Source organism: Pseudomonas oleovorans subsp. oleovorans, from assembly GCF_002197815.1.
GTDB lineage: Bacteria > Pseudomonadota > Gammaproteobacteria > Pseudomonadales > Pseudomonadaceae > Aquipseudomonas > Aquipseudomonas oleovorans.
The window spans coordinates 18,549-34,582 of the sequence record NZ_NIUB01000030.1 but is presented as its reverse complement, the minus strand read 5'-3'; the positions used below and the strand labels follow the sequence as shown (position 1 = coordinate 34,582).

Sequence of the window (16,034 nt, the reverse complement as noted above, 5' to 3'; positions counted from 1 at the left end):
GCGCCATTTCCGACGTAATGGGTATCTACCGATTGTGAGCTCTTCAACTTATACCACCACTTCGTTCACTGTGAGTCGTTCACTGCGTTGCTTTCCGTCAGTCCTGCTGGTTCTAGTGCTGGCCGGGTGTGCAGGGGTCAAGGTCACGGCGGTCAGCAACAATGATTACCTGGCCCAGCGCCGCGGTGATGTGTTGACCACCGGCAACCTCAGTGCTTCGGCGGTTGCTGCCCTGCAGGTCGTGGGCAGTGATGAGAAGCGCTGCCTTGCTGACCTGCCGGCCTGCCGCGAGGCGCTGGACAGCACAACGGGGTTGCGTGACGAACAGCGGCTTTCCACGCCGGCCGAGCTGTGGCTGAAGGAAGCCCAGGACGGCGGCAAGGTGATGGCGGCGGAGGCCCGCACCGATGCCTACCTGGAGAGTGCCCGGTATGCCTACGCCTACCTCTTCCTGACCACCCGCACACCGAGCCAGCGCGCCCTGGAAGACCGGCAGACGCAGGTGCGCGACTACTACAACTTTTCGGTGCAGCAGGCGCTCGTCGAGGTCTTCGATCGCTACCGTGGACGGCCACCATCACCCGAGGACACTCAGGGTAATTTCCGCCTCAAGACCGGGCGCTGGACGATCGGCGGGCGCATGACCGATGTGAGGCTGGCCGATGACCGCCTGTTGCCGAAGGAGCTGATTCCGGCTGCGTCCCTGTCCTTTGGCGGGTTGCGCAACCAGTACCGTCGGGATGGACTGGGTGCCGAGTTGGTAGCGGTGACGGCCAAGCGCGTGGTGAGCAAGGGGAGCGATGAAATACCCTGGAGCGAAACCCCCTTCCCGGCGATTACTGCCGTGGCGCGCTTTCCCGGGGAGACCCTGGAGCAGGTGTTGTCCACCTATCAGGTGGAAGTGATCGGTTATGACCCCTACCGGCAGGATTCGGTGGACATGGCAGGTGTGCAGGCGCCCCTGGCGGCCAACTTCACGTCGGGCTATGGCCTGTGGCTGGCGCGTTCCGGGTTTGCCCGGCAGTCCCTGCTGACTCTGGTCGGACGCGGCGAAGTGTTGGAACGCCCCCATGTCTACCTGCTGCAGCCGTTCGATCCCGACCGGCGCATCGTGGTCATGCTGCATGGCCTGGCCAGCAGCCCGGAGGCCTGGATCAACGTGGCCAATGAAGTGCTGGGCGACGAGGAACTGCGCCGCAATTACCAGATCTGGCAGGTCTACTACCCGACCAACCTGCCGCTGGCCGTCAACAATCAGGCCATCCGCGAGGCCATCGAGCAGACCTTGGCGAATTTCGATCCGCAAGGCACGGCCAAGGCCAGCCACGATATGGTGCTGGTCGGGCACAGCATGGGGGGCGTGTTGTCACGGCTGATGCTGTCCTCATCGGGTGACCAGTTGTGGGATGCCATGCTGGGAAGTTACGGGATGCAAGGCGCGCGCCTGGAAAAAGCCCGGGCGAAGCTCGGGCCCTACCTGTATTTCGAGCCATTGCCTCAGGTGAGCCGGGCCGTATTCGCTGCGGCGCCACACCGGGGTACCCCGTTTGCCGAAAATCGCGTGTCGCGCTGGGCCGCAGGGCTGGTGAAGATGCCGGTGTCGATGTTGAACCGTTTCAAGGAGGTTGCCCAAGTGCTGGTTGACCCCAATGCGGCGGCACCGGTCGCGTTGGTGCGCCCCCTCAACAGCATCGACAACCTGAGCAACCAGGACCCCTTCGTCAAGGCCGCAGCCGACCTGCCCATTTCGCCACGAGTGCACTATCACTCGATCATCGGCAACTACACGCCAGACCTCGAGGTCCTGCTGTCCAGTGACGGCGTGGTGCCGTACGCCAGCTCGCACCTGGCTGGCGCCGACTCGGAGCTGGTCGTGCCATCGTGGCACAGCGTGCAGGAAACACCGCAGGCGATCATCGAAATTCGCCGCGTGCTGCATGAACACCTCACCGGCCTGGCCAGCCCCAAGGTGGCTACGGTACGAGCGCCATGAACGGGCTGTTGGGTCTTCTCCTGCGCAGTGTCCTCGCGCTGTCGTTTTTTCTGATCATGGCCTGGGGCGTGCTGGCGCTGTTCTACCAGACTGGAGGGCTGGCAACCTGGGTGCTGATTGCGGGCTGGTGCCTGCTTGGCTGCATTCTGCAGGTTCTGCTGTGGCGCGGGCGTCCCATACTGGCGCTTGTCGGTCAGGTGCTTGTCTTCGCCGCGTTGCTGGTCTGGTGGACAAGCCTGGAACCGTCAAACCAGCGTATCTGGGCTGGTGATGTCGCGCAGATGACCCAGGGCGAGCTCGTGGGCAATCAGCTCATCCTGCACAATGTGCGCAACTTCAACTGGCGCAGCGATGATGACTATGACGTTGCCTGGGAAACACGTCGCTACGATCTCGACCAGCTCGCCTCGGTCGACCTGATCACCTCCTATTGGGGCATGCCGGCCATCGCCCATGTTCTGGTTTCTTTCGGCTTCACGGATGGGCGTTTTCTGACGTTCACCGTTGAGGTGCGCAAGGAGCAAGGCGAGGCCTATTCGGAGATTGGTGGTTTCTTCAAGCAGTTCGAGTTGAGCATCGTCGCCACTGACGAGCGTGATGCCTTGCGCGTGCGCACCAACGTGCGCGGCGAAGACAGCTATCTCTATCGTATTGCTATGCCCGACGAGGCGATGCGTGCGTTGCTGCTCTCCTATGTGCAGCAGGCCAACGCCCTGGTCGATCAGCCGCGTTTCTACAACACCATTACGGCCAACTGCACCACCATCGTTTTCGACATGCTGCAGACGATCATTGGCGGACTGCCGGTCGATTACCGTTTGCTGCTGACAGGCTACCTGCCGGCCTATGTCATGTCGGTCGGTGGCCTGCAGGGTGGCTACAGCCTCGATACGTTGCGTCAGCACGGGCGCTTTACCGAACGGGCACGGATGGCCAACGATGCGAGCGATTTTTCCAGGCAGATCCGGCGCGGAGTGCCCGGCTGGGTGTCTCCCACCGATACCAGCCACAATGATGAAGGCAGAGACTGATGCGAGAACTTGAAGTGATGATTGGCCTGATCGGCCTGGGATTCCTGCTCCTGATGGTCGGCTACAGCCGGCGGGAACGGGACAGTGGTGTGCTGGTGATGGCCACAGGGATAGTGGTGATGTTGGCTACCATTGGTTACAAAATCTACATTGAGCTGAGGTAATGAACCATCCTGCACTCGTTGTTTGTTAGTTTTTGCAGCAGAGCGCCCGTTCCGTGAGCTTAAGTCGGGGCGGAGGCTCTCGATGGGGTATTGGTGAGCTAGTTTTGAATTTCGATAAAGTAGCCTGATGACTTTACCAATGGGTGATGTCGCTTGGGTTGCCACAACTATGTCGAACCGTCTACCGTCCCCGAATGAAGTGAATCCCTCACCCAGGCCACCCGGCCCCGCGAAGAGGTCCACCACCTGAATGGCGTGGTCGAGCTCACCTGTAGGGTCTGTGGGCGTACTATCGAAAAGATTCTTTTGGCCTTGAGTCATGGACATAGTCAGTAAGGAAGTCAGGTCTCGCATGATGGCGGGCATTCGGGGCAGCAACACGTCACCAGAAATGAAGGTCCGACGCCTGCTGCATCGGCATGGTTTCAGGTATCGCCTGCACCAGAAGGATCTTCCTGGAAAGCCTGATTTGGTGCTTTCTCGCTATCGTGTCTGCATTTTTGTTCACGGTTGCTTTTGGCACAGACACCCCGGATGTCGCTACGCTACTAGCCCCAAGACCCGGTTGGACTTCTGGCAGAGAAAATTTGACCAGAACGTCGCCCGAGATACCAGGAACAAGGCTGTGTTACTGGCATCGGGGTGGCGGGTGATACAGCTGTGGGAATGTGGGATACGTGCACCTGATGCCGAGATAATCTGGGTCTTGGATGCAATCCGTAATTCTAATCAAAAAACGGTCTCTTGGCCTGACCTCTCGACGGAACTTGCTCCATATCGCGGCGTGGTGACGTCATCCACACCGCATAGCCAGAGCCCGGCCCACATTCACCAGGTCAAGCTAGATCAACCGATTTCCGTTTTTGGGGTGCAGCGCGACTTGATCCACGTCCCGATATGGGAGCCAGAGCCCAGCGGGCACACCATCGAGAAAGACCACACCGCCTAAAGAATCGTAAGCCCAGGCTTATGTGTGTATTCCAGTGATGCTGACACCCAGCTCCAGCGATTGCGCCCTCGCACTGAGCCAATCGAACTCTCAACGCACCAGATGGCGCGCTAGCCTGCGGGGCGTACCTGAAACTCCGGGGCGGCTCTTCCTTTCAGGTGCAGATCCATCCAGCGCAGCAGGTAGTGAATGCTGAGACCACGGTGGCGCGCGTCATTACTTCCTCTAATAACGTGCCCCGCACCCTCGAATTGAATCAGTGCAGTGGGCACTCTCAGGTGCTTAAGCAACTTGAACATCAACTCGCTGCCTACGGATGAAGGCGTTCGATAGTCTCTGGTTCCACTCATGAAAAGCGTAGGCGTCGAGACGTCGAGCCCATGAGTTATCGGCGACCGAGCCTTATCCTTTTCATCCAGCCAGGGATATTTATCGGGGTCTGCCATGTCAGGCTGATCGCCCAAGAACCAATAGAGCGAATTATCCGCAACGCTACTGATCGAAACGGCAGCGCCGAATCGGTTCGTGTGGGTTATGGCCCAGTCCGTCAGGATCGCGCCTGCTGAACCACCTGCGATGCCGATTTTTTCTGCATCGATCTCATGGTGGGCAAGCACGTAATCCACGCCCGCCATCGTGTCATCATACTCAGGCCCTGGCCATTCTCCGGCGAGGCTGCCGGCAAAAACTTGGCCGTATGACATGCTGCCTCGCGGGTTCACATACAAGACGAAATAGCCAGCAGCAGCCATGGCCTGGATATCTCCGTCAAAAGCGCTGCTCCACCAGCTATATGGCCCGCCGTGCGCCCATACGATCAGGGGATACCTCTGCGAGGCAGTGAGCATCGGTGGCTGATGCAAGTAGCCATGAATTGTTTCGCCGCCTGGGCCTTCGTATGTGATTTCTTCAGGGGCAGTGAGCAGCAATTCATCTCGAATATGCCGATTGATCTCGGATATCTGCATGCCGGTACCATCAGCAACCTCATAAAGCTCAGGCGGGCTTACGAAGCTAGAGGCGACAGCAATCAGCCGATTGCTTTCCTGAGCTAGATGAAAACTCTGTACCACGTGGCGGCCAATCCATAGTGGCCGAACCTTCTGGGTCAGGATGTCCAACTCGATCAGATTGGCGTTGCCCGCGTCGCTTTTGATACTGATCAGTCGGCGATCATCCCGCCACATCAATCCATCACCGCCCACCTCACGGTCATAGCCCACGGTTATGTTGGTAGTTTCGCCAGTAACCATATCCATCACGAAAACATCATCTTGGGCGAAGTCCGACGGGGCTTCTGGATTGCCCATTGAAAAGGCGACCTTCGAACCGTTGGGGCTGAGGTAAAGCTGCGGAGCCGCTTCCATGTCTGTGCTGGTTCCCGGCACCTTGAAAGGCCTAACCACGCTCTGCTGGCCATCAATTAGGGCAACACTGCGCAAAGTAGACGTGCCTGCGCCGTAATAGGCTTCCATCGTATCGTTCGTGGTGAACAGGATAGAGCGGCTATCGACAGACCAGAATGCCAACGTGGCTGCTACAGACGCCTGCGTCAGCTGTCTTGGGGTCTGCGTGCCACAGTGAGAGTCGACCGCCACCACCCAAATTTGGGGCAAAGAGGCAGTACCGCCCCCTACTTCTTCAGATCGGAAATCGGCCCGTGTGATTATCCTGACCCCAGGCGGCGGCACGGGCGCCTGAGCGATGGCTACAGCCGAGGTGAAGGCAATGTTTTGACCATCAGGTGACCATCGATAGTCGTTAACGCCGTTCTCCAGATCGGTCAGTGAACAGACCAGTCCTCGTGTCAAATCCAGGACATGAAGCTGCGTCGCTCCCTCATCGGCTCGAAGGAACGCCAGCTTCGAACCATCAGGCGACCAGGCAGGCATGCTGTCATCATGCTGATCAGGGAAAAGTTTCGAAGCGCGTCGTTCCTTCAGACTCATCTTCCAGAGCGCGCCCTCCCGCTGATCGCCATCACCGTTCAGTTCGGTTACTTGGAAAATTAGTGTTGTCCCGTCGGGAGAAATGGCCAGCTCGCCGAGTTCTTTTACCCTGGCGATATCTTCGGTTTTGAATATCCGTTTTTCTGTGGCTTGTGTTGAAGCCACTAGGTGAGAAGTCGACATCAACCCTGCTATGCATATGGCCAAGCTGGCAAGCTTGGATGTTATCCAGACGTGGGCCATTGAGCACTCCTGGCTTCATGGCTCGCTGGTGAAAGAGCCGCTGGCGTAAAGCCTACCATCACCTGCAACCTGGGTGATCACCGCTATCGATGAGCGATGCCGTCCGCTTAAAAAACGAGGACTTAATGCAGGAGTTCGGAAGGTGGCTTGGCCGAACGTTTACTGGCCTTGCGCTGCATTACGTCAGCATCGGTGCAACCGAGATCGGCATAGACATTTTTGCTGCCTTCCTCAATCAATTGCGGTGACCTACAGGACGTGAGAGCAGACAGTTTAGTGCTTGAGGGATGGGTCAGAATCACCAGCAAAGTGGCTCACAATCACTGGAATGGAGGGACAGAACCATCAGCGCGAGTGGGTCAGAACCCCCGGAATAACGTGTCAGAACCTCAAGCGCCCACACCGTAAATTGACATGTCGCCAGGCATTAAAAGCTGATGCGCTGCACCCCAAATCGCAACGGCGTGCCGCCAAAGTGCTGTTAGCGCAGATCAAGCCTGAAGGGTACGTGGGGAGCAGCCTACTCACTGCGTTCATCCGCGCCTGGCGCGGTCAGCAAGGCATTGCTGGTGATACTGGTCAACGGCACAGATGATCCTATCAATTCCGTAGAGGGCGGAGACGTTGGCTTCTGGGGGATGAGCGAGCGAGGCTAGGTGATTTCAGCGCAGGTGAGCGAGAGCTACTTTGCTCGACTTGCTGGATATACACAGCCTGCACTAGTCCAGCGTATTCCGGCTTCCAGGTGATGCGAGCGAGCCCTAGCCTGAGCTATTCCAGTGGCAGGAGGCTAGGACGGCAAGTGTGGAGCTGGTGCCCATCCACGGTGGTGGTCACAAGGTGCCACAGCCATACTTCCCCGGCCCCAGAGTGCTTGGCCGCAATAGCTCATTCAATAGCCCCGAGCATGTCTGGAGATTTTTCATGCGAGCTATAGATCCCTGCGACTAGGGGCCACTCACAGCAGTCACGTGGCTACGACTGCGGAGCAGGTAGGATCTTGCCTGCTTGCCGTTGCTTCATCTCCGTATACCAATGGCCCCGGGTTGCGGCGGGAAATTCGATTGCTCCCAGAATGCGCCCCTGACCATATCGAGGTGGCTTCTGCGGCTGGCGAATGCTCGCCAAGACGGCGCTCTCTGCGGGGCGTACATGTGATTTCATGCCTGCGCCCAGTCGGCCATCACCGTACACGCTGATCGACGAGATGGACTGGTGCCCCATGATGTAAGCCATGCTTTCTGGGCTTTCTCCGGATGCTTTCAGAATTGATCCCATCTGGTGCCGGAAGCTTTTCAGCGTTGGCTGCTTTTTCCTCTTGGGCCAGAGGCGTCGGCACTCCTTGCGCAGGCAGTCTCTGATGGCGGTATTAGTGCGTGGGCACCCGGCCATCCACTGCGCGGCCCATTCCACCAACTTCAGCGTTCTTGGTTTGTCGATTACCAAGGTGCGGTCAGCGCCACGGTGCAGTTCAGCCGATTTCTTGCCTCCAATGATGTGCACGTGGTTGCCGGAGATAGTGATCGTGCGCATCTCGCATGGGCGTACACCGAGGCAATAAGCGAGCACCAGTGATGCGGCTTCGTCGAGATTGCCGCCTGCGCGCAGGTGCTGGTGCAGCAATTTAAAGTCTTCGAAGGGGACTTTCCGAATCTGCCCCGGCTTGGGCTTTTTCACTATCTGACTGCCTGGTGCCGTGACCGGGTTGACCAGCGCTCTGATGGTGTTTGCTGCCTCGATGTTTCGCCGGGCAAGCTGGTCATTCATTAGGGTGTTCTTGAGGGTGCTGAACGCATTCGGTCGATAGTCCGGTGCACAGGCAAGCAAAGCTGCGCAGATCTGCGCCGAAGATGGATCGTCCTCACCGCAGTGAGACCGATAAAAGTTTTGTGCCCGGGTTTGGTACCGCTGCAAGGTCGTAGGTTGCATCGCTGTCATCTCTCTTCTTGTTGTTTTGATGACAAAGCTAAGCCGCTTCGCGAACGGCGTTGTGTCAGCTCGAACTCCACTGAAACACTCCGCAGCCGCTCCGTTTTTCTCGTTACGTCCGAACTGCCTCAACGCCCCCTTACTCGCGGCGCGAGTAAGGGTTGCGCGCTCTCACTCACGCGACCCGCTTCATCTAAATTCAGCGTGCGCCGTGAGCAAAAGCGCGCGCAAGCGTTTTGTCATCAAAATCGAAGAGCAGCCAGCGCCATGGCGCTGAAAGGACGAGCCGGGGTAGCGCGAAGCGGTGCGTGGCTGGCGTGTCGAAATGGGGCATTCAAAAATGCTAGCCACGCAGTGGCGATTTGGTTATGAAAAAAGTCGCCGAAGTCAGTGTTTTCAAGGGTTGTAGCGATAATATAACCAAAAAAAGGAGTGCCAGTTTTGGCACGCTGAGCGCCATAACTGGCCAGCTCGGTGTCGGTTTGGGCCACTTTCAGCGCCGTATTGGGCACTCAAACTGCCGCTAGCGGCACGACCCCGAGTGTCGCAAAGTCATGGTGCGACATACACGGTGTATCGTTGCGACATGGCCAGCGTGTCGCAGCGTATCTGTGCGACAGTCCACGTGTGTCGCATAGGGGTTCCGCGACACTCACTGAGTGTCGCAGTGCCTCCTGCGATACGCAGGTCATGTCGCATCGGCTATCCCATCGCACTGCTAGTGCAGCTGCCATGGCTCTGGATACTCCATAGTTAGCATTCGATGCAGATAGTCATCCAGCGATTGCGCACCTTTTAAAATGTTGAAGCTGAGGATTACGTAGAAGCTGCCACTTAGCGTGTGCAGCACCCAAAACGGCCCCTCTCGCTCAGCCTGAACGATGGCTGATGTATGAATGTAGGCACCGTCACTGAAACGATCAGCTCTCACATGCCGGTAAGTGATCCCGTAGCCGCTTGATCCGCGAATATAGGCATCAGTCAGGTATCCGGTGACGGGTCTGCTGAAAGGAAGGTCTTCGACCTGCTCCAGCAGCTTCTGCAAGACTGGGTGTGTATACATGGCTATGTCGACAGATCAGTAAATGTGTTGGCTCGATCAGAAAATGCTCGCAACGGCGTCTGCGCTGACCTGGATGCGCGTGCCTGGTCCTAGAAGCAAGTAGGCTGTATTGAGCGTTCTGAAATGGAACTCCTCGTGATGGTGCAGAAGCGACGTTCGGACGAAGTCTCCGACATCCCACCGTCTTTCACTGTCGAAGATAACCGTGTGTGCATAGACCAGAGCAGGTTGTCGTCGGGTCTTTGCCAGTTGTAGGCGCTGGCTTTCAGTGACATCCAGATCAAGCCACCGCCAGTTCCGCACCAAGCAATAGCCGCCATAAACAAAATGCTGCCGTGCATAGGCCATGGCCTCAGTGTCGTTCATGCCACTGCCGCTCATCGGCTCGCCTGCTGAATACAGCAAGTCCGCCATTTCCCTAAGTGTGGCCATGGTCTAAGGCTGTTCGTGCTGAGCGCTGCTATGGTGGTGCTCCTCAAGCTCAATGCTGCACAACAGGGCCGCAAAGTCCGAGTCGAGCAGATGAATGCGCTGAGGGCGGGCATCCACGATGGATTTGATGATCGCGTCGACCCGTTGTGAAACAGGCATCTGGCTTGGCGATTTCGAGCGGTCATGCTGATAAATGATCGTGCTGAGCGAAGCGACGGCTCCACGCAACTGGTGCTCCTGCGCTTCAGCAATTTCAAAACCGTTTTTCGCACTGAATTGGTCGGAGAGCTCTTTGAGCACGGCTTTGCGGTTTCCTGGCTCAGCCTGTTGCGCTCGCCAGTTCAGAATCCGCTTCAGCACCGCAGGTGCTGCCGTTGCAGTTGGCGGTGTCGGCCCTGCCAGCGGTGTGGGCTCACCAAAGAAATGTGCGCGCAACTGATCGAGTCGCATGCGGGCGCCGGGGGAAACCTTGCGCGAGCTAAGGCTTTTCAGCCAGAACTCGAATTCCGACTGCGGCAGGCACAGCATTCGTTTCAGCAGTGGTTCCCCAGGCAGGGCAACGTCATGCTCGGTCGGGCTGTAGCGAGGGGGCTGCAGTTTGGCGGCTTGAGCATGCCAGTTAAGACCCATAGCTTCGCAAATGGGGCGTATCGGCCAGTAACGCTCATTGTCGCTGCTGATCAGACTTGGAATCGACAGTCCCTGGATTTTGATTTTGGTGGCGCGCATCGGATTACTGTCCTCCCGGAGCTGCATGGTTGGGGGAAGTGGCCGGTGGGTGTTGATGCTGTCTGCTGAGGATCTTGTGCATTGTTTGCGTGGCTTCATCAGAGTCCATCCACTTCAGCCATGTCTCGTAGACGTGGGGTTTGGTCTGTTGCAGCCTGGAAATCTTGTTGGCGCTAGCTTCAATGGTTCGGCAAGCATCTCGGAATTGCACGGCATCTGTTCTGCTATCTGAATCCAACTGGTCAAGAATCAGATCGATGAAGTCAGCAGATAGCTGCATTGGTAAGTAGTACAGCGGTGATCCTGAGTCGGGATCCTCTTTAATTAAGAGCTCGTTTTCCCAGATCGAAGCTGCAGCTTTAGCCAGGGTGGTGGGTGCGCTGAACGCGCAGAGCAGTGAGCCAAGTTCGATCTTGGTTTGCTGTGTTTTCTTGTCGATCAAAAACAGGATTTCCGAATTGCTCGATGGTGTCTTGGTGAGGGTATCCATGAATGGCTCCGTGAACCTTTATCCAGATAATCTGTAAATCAGATATCTGTAGATTAGATATACCCTTGCCGGATTGTCAAGCGTGAGGTGTACCCGTTGGAAAAGTCGGTGTATCGGGATGAGAACCTGGTGCTGCTCAGACTGCTAAAGCAGTGTCGAGTGGAAGCTGGTTTGACCCAGGCGCAATTCGCCCAAGCGCTGGAGCGCCCACAGTCGTTTGCTAGCGATATCGAGCGCGGCTTGCGCCGGATTGATCTCGTCCAACTGCGGGATATCTGCCACGCGCTGAACATCGGCCTCGTCGAATTCGTGCAGCGCTTCGAGACCGAGTTAGCGCGTAAGGACGCTTAAGGCTGGAGCAGATTTTCTGCTTTGCTGCGTTCGCATGCTGCCGCGTACAGCGCAGCCGCATCGGAGCACAGCAGCCGTAGTGCCATGATGCAGTCCAGAAGCAAATGGTTTTCCAAGGTGTTCAAGTCACTTGCACTGGAGAGTGCGTGGAGCATGCCGACTGCGGCGTTTTGGCGAAGCTGGGCTTCATCATGCAGTTGGCCGGAGGTGACGTCAGTGCGAACAGTGAACAGGCCATTAAACGCGTCGAGGGCTTGGGGCACTGAGTCGGTGGTGCCCGAAGGGATGTTGGTCTGCGGCATAGGGTGACCTCTAGAGTTTTAGAGAGGCCACCACCTTTCGCTTCCACACGAAGGGTGGCGGCTGCATGCGGGTGTGGAAGACCGAGACTCTAGGAACTCGGCGCGCCGAAGCGCCCCGCATGCAGCCACCATGACACAAGAATCCTCTGGCGCTGTGTTCCTGAAGCCAGGTCTGTCGACCCGCCCAATCACCCTATGCTGCCCGCAGAGGCCCTGCAAGGTGGCACTTTACGGGATATCGGCGAAAAAGGCTCTGACCATGAGTAGCCTTCAAGATGCTGGTAATGCCTAGATTTTGATGGCGGGGGATGTGATGCGGAGGGCGTCATCGGTGATGGCGGATGAAATAGCCCGATGAGCGGTCGTAAGACTGGCGCAGATTTTTTCTAACCGAGTGGTGGTGTGGTGGCAAATCCCTACCCCAATCCTACCCCAAGCCGAATTTCAGGCACAAAAAAGGGCTACGCTTTCACGTAACCCTTTGATTTGTATGGTGCCGGCACCAGGAGTCGAACCCGGGACCTACTGATTACAAGTCAGTTGCTCTACCAGCTGAGCTATACCGGCATTGTGGGGGCGCCATTATATCCATTCGTCAGCCTGAGTAAAGCCACCTTCGAGCCAGGTTTTTCCGGGCTCGGCTATCAGCAGCTTTCGGCTTATGCACAAAGAGAAGGCGTATCCGATAGCCGTGCACCGGCTCTGTGCGCTGGATCACGATTTTTCGCAAGTCATTGTTTTTGCTATAGCTTCGAGTGCTGTGCGAAAAATGATCAGATGTCTACGAGGCAATTCCCAAGTGGCTTTGCAGCATTTGCCCAGAAAGGATCAACAGAGTTATCCACAGCTTCTGTGCGCAACTCAGGCGCGCTCGGCCAGCAGTAGCAGGTTGCGCGGGCTCAGTTGGTAATCACAGAAGGTGCCTAGCTTCACCTTGTAGCCCTGTTCCTGCAGATACAGGGCGCGGTCGAGCAGCAGCCAGAGTTCCAGTGGCCGGCGGAACAGGTTGCGCAGCAGTTCCAGATTGCGCACTTCGGCCAGGCGTTGCCAGCCGCGAGCTTCCAGCGCGTGCCAGTCCTGCTCACCGGGCGACGGCACATCGCGCAGTTCGGCGAGGTCATGACAGAAGCTGGCGAACGGTTTGCTGAACCAGTCGCTGGGCAGTGATGGCGTTGGCAGGTAGTCATCGATACCACGTAGCTGACGTTGCAGCAGATCGAAAGCCAGGCGCCAGGCCATCGACTGATTGCGTTGTCTGCGCACGCGGGCGCCAGCCGTGACGGTTTCGCTCAGCGGCAGGCCGAGGTCATCGCGGGATAGTTGCAGGCCTGAGCCCTGCGCCGCTGCCGACAGCGGCTGGTAGTGCATGCCGGCGATGCGGTTGTAGCAGCAGGGCGCTACCGCCAGTTGCGGGCATCCGTTGCGGCTGGCCAGTTGCAGCAGGCGTACATGCAGGTCGCCGCAGGCGTGCAGGGCCACGGGAGTATGTTCTTTCGTCAGGCGCTCGTCGCAATCATCGGCAAGCACATCCTGCTGTAGGTGTGCGGCACCCAGTCCCAGGCGCTTGCTCAGTGCGCTACCGGACTCGATCAGTGCCAGGTCGTACTCCAGGCAGGTCAGGTACTGGTCATCCTGAGTCAGCCAGCGACCGAGGTGGCCCTTGCCGGAACACCAGTCGAGCCAGTGCGCGGGGCGCTGGCGAAACTGCAGGTGGCTGGCAAAGGCCTGGATCTGCGCCAGCTTCCTGCCGGGTACATCGACGCTGAGGGCATGTGCACGCGGCGGACTGTCCAGACTTGGAATCTCACCCAACTGGCTAAGCGCTTGCGCCTGGCGGGCCAGGTCGGGATAGGGCGCTGGTGCAGAGAGTGTGAAGGGGCTGTTGTCGCTGGCCTCAGCCTGCTCCAGGGAGCGGCTGCGCAGCCAGGTAGCGAGTTCCGCCAGCTCCGTTTCCCAGGGCAGCTGCAGGTGATGAAACGGCCGAGGTCGCCAGAGCGCCTGATGCTGCAGAAGAAAACTGTCCAGGGCCCGGAAGCGAGCGAGCAGATCGCCAGAGGTAAGGATGGGCTCGGACACGGCGCTCATGCGTCTGGTTGAACCGGGCTGCCAAGTGGGCCGCCCGATTGGCTTAGCGACCCTGGCAGGCGTCGACGCGCAGCCAGCGCTCCAGCAGGCGGAAGGCGCGCACCAGAACGAAGGCGATGACCAGGTAGAACAGGCCTGCGGCAAAGAAGATCTCCACCGGCAGATAGGTGCGCGCGATGATGGTGCGCGCCATGCCGGTCAGCTCGAGCAGCGTCACGGTGCTGGCCAGGGCGCTGGCCTTGAGCATCAGGATCACTTCGTTGCTGTAGGCCGGCAGGCCGATGCGCGCAGCGCGCGGCAGGACGATATAGAACATGGTCTTGGCCCGCGACATACCCAGTGCGCGCGCCGCCTCAACTTCTCCGGGTGGTACGGCCTGGATGGCGCCACGCAGAATCTCGGCGATATAGGCGGCGGTATGCAAGGTCATGGTGATGATCGCGCACCAGTATGGGTCGCGCAGGTAGGGCCAGAGCGGGCCCTGGCGCACGGCATCGAACTGCGCCAGGCCGTAGTAGACCAAAAACAGCTGTACCAGCAGCGGTGTGCCGCGGAAGAAGAAGATGTAGCCATAGGGCAGGGCGCGCACGTACCAGTGCTTGGATGCGCGGGCGATGCCCATCGGCAGGGCGAGGATCAGGCCGGCGACGACCGCGATGGCCACCAGCTCCAGGGTCAGCAGTGCGCCTTGCGACAGACGCGGCAGCCATTTGATGATCACCGCCCAGTTCAGGTTGGAGAGGCTCGTCCAGAGCGCCAGTGCGATGAGCACGCCTGCTGCGAGCCAGGCGATGATGGCGGCGTTCTTTCTCATGAGGCGCTCCGGACGAAGCCGCGGCTGGCGCGCTTCTCGAGGAAATGCAGGCCGATCATGGCGAGAACGGTCAGGCCCAGATAAATGAAGGCTGCGACCATATAAAAAGTGAAGGGCTCCTTGCTGGCGGTCACGGCGATCTGCGAGCGGCGCATGATCTCTTCCAGGCCGATCACCGACACCAGGGCGGTGTCCTTCATCAGAATCATGAACAGGTTGCCCAGGCCGGGCAGGGCGATGCGCCACATCTGCGGCAGAATCAGCTTCCAGAGGATACGTGTCTTGGACATGCCGAGTGCCTGGCCGGCTTCGCGGTGGCCCTTGGGGATCGCCAGGATGGCGCCGCGGAACACTTCGGTGGCGTAGGCACCGAAACACAGGCCGAGGGCAATGGTGCCCGCGGCGAAGGCGGAAAGCTCGAGGCTCTCGACGCCAAGCAGGTCGGCCAGGCTGCGCATCAGGCCAACCGTGCCGAAATAGATCAGCAGCACCCAGAGCAGTTCGGGTACGCCGCGCACGATGGTGGAATAGCTGCCGCCGAGCCACTGCAGCGGCTTGTACGGCGAAGTCTTGGCCAGCGCGCCGAGCAGGCCGAGCACCAGACCTACAGCCAGCGCGGACAGCGCCAGTTTGATGGTCATCAGGGTGCCGGTGGCCAGGGCGGGGCCGAATCCGTGGAGGTCAAAAATCATCGGAGGGCTCGGGCAACTGCGCCGCCCAATGGGCGGCGCGGTGCCTTCAGGTCATCAGTAGATGCTGAACGGGAAGTACTTGTCGTTGATCTGCTTGTAGGTGCCGTCTTCGACGATGGCTTGCAGAGCGGCGTTCAGCTTCTCGCGCAGCGGATCGCCCTTGCGTACGGCGATACCGATCTTGTCGTTGTCGAATACTGGGTCGCCCTTGAATTCGAAGTCCTTGCCGGCGTCGCTCTTGAGCCATTCCCAGTTGACGAAGGTGTCGGCCAGCACGCCGTCGAGGCGGCCGGAGGCCAGGTCGAGGTAGGCGTTTTCCTGGGTGTCGTACAGCTTGATGTCGACCACCTTGCCCAGGTTGTCTTCCAGCCAGGTACCGGCGATGGTCGCGCGCTGGGCGCCGATCACCTTGCCCTTGAGGCTGGCTTCGTCCGTCTTGAAATCGGCCGACTTGGGCGCGATGAACTGCAGTTTGTTGGTGTAGTAGGGCTCGGTGAAGTCCACCGCCGCCTTGCGCTCCTCGGTGATCGACATCGAAGCGATCAGGAAGTCGAATTTCTTGGCGTTCAGGGCCGGGATGATGCCATCCCAGTCAGAGGTGACCACTTCGCACTCGGCCTGCATCTTGGCGCACAGCGCCTGGCCGATTTCCACGTCGAAGCCGGTGACCTTGCCACTGGCGTCGATCAGGTTGAAGGGTGGGTAGGCGCCTTCGGTGCCGAGTTTCAGTTTGTCAGCTGCGACAGCGCTGGTGCCGAAAGCCAGGGTAGCGGCTGCGGCCAGCAGGATCTTCTTATAGTTCTGCATGCATGTTGCTC

The 16,034-nt window shown here is 58.7% G+C and carries 17 protein-coding genes, 1 tRNA gene and 2 pseudogenes; 7 read left to right on the top strand and 13 right to left on the bottom strand.

Going from position 1 to position 16,034, the window contains the following annotated elements:
* Positions 1 to 70: 70 nt before the first annotated feature.
* The 4 genes and pseudogenes from PSOLE_RS17030 to PSOLE_RS25210 all read left to right on the top strand — a co-directional run.
* Positions 71 to 1,993 carry an esterase/lipase family protein gene (locus PSOLE_RS17030; protein ID WP_244597226.1) on the top strand — a complete coding sequence of 641 codons (1,923 nt, stop codon included), beginning with the start codon at positions 71 to 73 and terminating at the stop codon, positions 1,991 to 1,993.
* Positions 1,990 to 3,024 (top strand): Lnb N-terminal periplasmic domain-containing protein, encoded by a 1,035-nt coding sequence (locus tag PSOLE_RS17025; RefSeq protein ID WP_003464218.1) that lies wholly within the window; start codon positions 1,990 to 1,992, stop codon positions 3,022 to 3,024. Before PSOLE_RS17030 ends, PSOLE_RS17025 begins: the two co-directional genes overlap by 4 nt.
* Complete coding sequence (locus PSOLE_RS24280) at positions 3,024 to 3,188, top strand: hypothetical protein (RefSeq protein ID WP_010563435.1); 165 nt, start codon at positions 3,024 to 3,026, stop codon at positions 3,186 to 3,188. The genes PSOLE_RS17025 and PSOLE_RS24280 overlap by 1 nt, the downstream gene beginning before the upstream one ends.
* A gap of 319 nt (positions 3,189 to 3,507) precedes the next feature.
* A pseudogene (locus tag PSOLE_RS25210) lies at positions 3,508 to 3,909 on the top strand (very short patch repair endonuclease); the annotation flags it as partial.
* Positions 3,910 to 4,247: 338 nt separating this feature from the next.
* Here the strand turns inward: PSOLE_RS25210 and PSOLE_RS17015 are convergent.
* Positions 4,248 to 6,329: a S9 family peptidase gene (locus PSOLE_RS17015; protein WP_003464215.1), complete on the bottom strand. Its 2,082-nt coding sequence runs from the start codon at positions 6,327 to 6,329 to the stop codon at positions 4,248 to 4,250.
* Between the two features lie 89 nt (positions 6,330 to 6,418).
* On the opposite strand from PSOLE_RS17015, the gene PSOLE_RS24135 reads away from it, so the two are divergent.
* Positions 6,419 to 6,577 carry a hypothetical protein gene (locus PSOLE_RS24135; protein WP_153529665.1) on the top strand — a complete coding sequence of 53 codons (159 nt, stop codon included), beginning with the start codon at positions 6,419 to 6,421 and terminating at the stop codon, positions 6,575 to 6,577.
* Positions 6,578 to 6,741: 164 nt separating this feature from the next.
* A pseudogene (locus tag PSOLE_RS23835) lies at positions 6,742 to 6,897 on the top strand (IS21 family transposase); the annotation flags it as partial.
* 407 nt (positions 6,898 to 7,304) lie between these two features.
* Here the strand turns inward: PSOLE_RS23835 and PSOLE_RS17005 are convergent.
* The 6 genes from PSOLE_RS17005 to PSOLE_RS16985 all read right to left on the bottom strand — a co-directional run bounded on the left by PSOLE_RS17005 (position 7,305) and on the right by PSOLE_RS16985 (position 10,972).
* Complete coding sequence (locus PSOLE_RS17005; RefSeq protein WP_230585266.1) at positions 7,305 to 8,096, bottom strand: site-specific integrase; 792 nt, start codon at positions 8,094 to 8,096, stop codon at positions 7,305 to 7,307.
* A 404-nt stretch (positions 8,097 to 8,500) separates the two neighbouring features.
* Positions 8,501 to 8,749, bottom strand: coding sequence for a hypothetical protein (locus tag PSOLE_RS23830; protein ID WP_125835803.1), 249 nt, complete (start codon positions 8,747 to 8,749; stop codon positions 8,501 to 8,503).
* A gap of 227 nt (positions 8,750 to 8,976) precedes the next feature.
* A complete protein-coding gene (locus PSOLE_RS17000) occupies positions 8,977 to 9,303 on the bottom strand; it encodes a hypothetical protein (protein ID WP_045107818.1) in 327 nt (108 codons plus the stop codon).
* 54 nt (positions 9,304 to 9,357) lie between these two features.
* The gene (locus PSOLE_RS16995; RefSeq protein ID WP_226342867.1) at positions 9,358 to 9,687 is read right to left on the bottom strand and encodes a DUF6957 family protein; all 330 of its coding nucleotides are present in this window, start codon (positions 9,685 to 9,687) and stop codon (positions 9,358 to 9,360) included.
* 69 nt (positions 9,688 to 9,756) lie between these two features.
* The gene (locus PSOLE_RS16990; protein ID WP_003464201.1) at positions 9,757 to 10,482 is read right to left on the bottom strand and encodes a phage antirepressor N-terminal domain-containing protein; all 726 of its coding nucleotides are present in this window, start codon (positions 10,480 to 10,482) and stop codon (positions 9,757 to 9,759) included.
* Positions 10,483 to 10,486: 4 nt separating this feature from the next.
* The gene (locus PSOLE_RS16985) at positions 10,487 to 10,972 is read right to left on the bottom strand and encodes a hypothetical protein (protein WP_003464199.1); all 486 of its coding nucleotides are present in this window, start codon (positions 10,970 to 10,972) and stop codon (positions 10,487 to 10,489) included.
* Between the two features lie 96 nt (positions 10,973 to 11,068).
* Between PSOLE_RS16985 and PSOLE_RS16980 the strand changes: the two genes are divergently transcribed.
* Positions 11,069 to 11,323, top strand: coding sequence for a helix-turn-helix domain-containing protein (locus PSOLE_RS16980; RefSeq protein ID WP_003464196.1), 255 nt, complete (start codon positions 11,069 to 11,071; stop codon positions 11,321 to 11,323).
* Here the strand turns inward: PSOLE_RS16980 and PSOLE_RS16975 are convergent.
* The 6 genes from PSOLE_RS16975 to PSOLE_RS16950 form a co-directional block, all read right to left on the bottom strand.
* Positions 11,320 to 11,625 carry a hypothetical protein gene (locus PSOLE_RS16975; RefSeq protein ID WP_038664426.1) on the bottom strand — a complete coding sequence of 102 codons (306 nt, stop codon included), beginning with the start codon at positions 11,623 to 11,625 and terminating at the stop codon, positions 11,320 to 11,322. The genes PSOLE_RS16980 and PSOLE_RS16975 overlap by 4 nt on opposite strands.
* Before the next feature lie 491 nt (positions 11,626 to 12,116).
* A tRNA-Thr gene (locus tag PSOLE_RS16970) sits at positions 12,117 to 12,192 on the bottom strand.
* 294 nt (positions 12,193 to 12,486) lie between these two features.
* Positions 12,487 to 13,701 (bottom strand): methyltransferase, encoded by a 1,215-nt coding sequence (locus PSOLE_RS16965; protein WP_074858637.1) that lies wholly within the window; start codon positions 13,699 to 13,701, stop codon positions 12,487 to 12,489.
* 52 nt (positions 13,702 to 13,753) lie between these two features.
* The gene (locus tag PSOLE_RS16960) at positions 13,754 to 14,443 is read right to left on the bottom strand and encodes an ABC transporter permease (protein WP_074858634.1); all 690 of its coding nucleotides are present in this window, start codon (positions 14,441 to 14,443) and stop codon (positions 13,754 to 13,756) included.
* A 77-nt stretch (positions 14,444 to 14,520) separates the two neighbouring features.
* Positions 14,521 to 15,216 carry an ABC transporter permease gene (locus PSOLE_RS16955; protein ID WP_074858605.1) on the bottom strand — a complete coding sequence of 232 codons (696 nt, stop codon included), beginning with the start codon at positions 15,214 to 15,216 and terminating at the stop codon, positions 14,521 to 14,523.
* Between the two features lie 54 nt (positions 15,217 to 15,270).
* Entirely contained in the window at positions 15,271 to 16,023 is a 753-nt protein-coding gene (locus PSOLE_RS16950; RefSeq protein ID WP_074858603.1) for an ABC transporter substrate-binding protein, read from the bottom strand.
* Positions 16,024 to 16,034: the final 11 nt, after the last annotated feature.

Coding starts and splice junctions, on each gene's coding strand:
- PSOLE_RS17025 (WP_003464218.1), top strand. CDS start 1,990: ATGAACGGGCTGTTGGGTCTTCTCCTGCGCAGTGTCCTCGCGCTGTCG.
- PSOLE_RS24280 (WP_010563435.1), top strand. CDS start 3,024: ATGCGAGAACTTGAAGTGATGATTGGCCTGATCGGCCTGGGATTCCTG.
- PSOLE_RS17015 (WP_003464215.1), bottom strand. CDS start 6,329: ATGGCCCACGTCTGGATAACATCCAAGCTTGCCAGCTTGGCCATATGC.
- PSOLE_RS24135 (WP_153529665.1), top strand. CDS start 6,419: ATGAGCGATGCCGTCCGCTTAAAAAACGAGGACTTAATGCAGGAGTTC.
- PSOLE_RS17005 (WP_230585266.1), bottom strand. CDS start 8,096: ATGAATGACCAGCTTGCCCGGCGAAACATCGAGGCAGCAAACACCATC.
- PSOLE_RS16995 (WP_226342867.1), bottom strand. CDS start 9,687: ATGAACGACACTGAGGCCATGGCCTATGCACGGCAGCATTTTGTTTAT.
- PSOLE_RS16990 (WP_003464201.1), bottom strand. CDS start 10,482: ATGCGCGCCACCAAAATCAAAATCCAGGGACTGTCGATTCCAAGTCTG.
- PSOLE_RS16985 (WP_003464199.1), bottom strand. CDS start 10,972: ATGGATACCCTCACCAAGACACCATCGAGCAATTCGGAAATCCTGTTT.
- PSOLE_RS16975 (WP_038664426.1), bottom strand. CDS start 11,625: ATGCCGCAGACCAACATCCCTTCGGGCACCACCGACTCAGTGCCCCAA.
- PSOLE_RS16955 (WP_074858605.1), bottom strand. CDS start 15,216: ATGATTTTTGACCTCCACGGATTCGGCCCCGCCCTGGCCACCGGCACC.
- PSOLE_RS16950 (WP_074858603.1), bottom strand. CDS start 16,023: ATGCAGAACTATAAGAAGATCCTGCTGGCCGCAGCCGCTACCCTGGCT.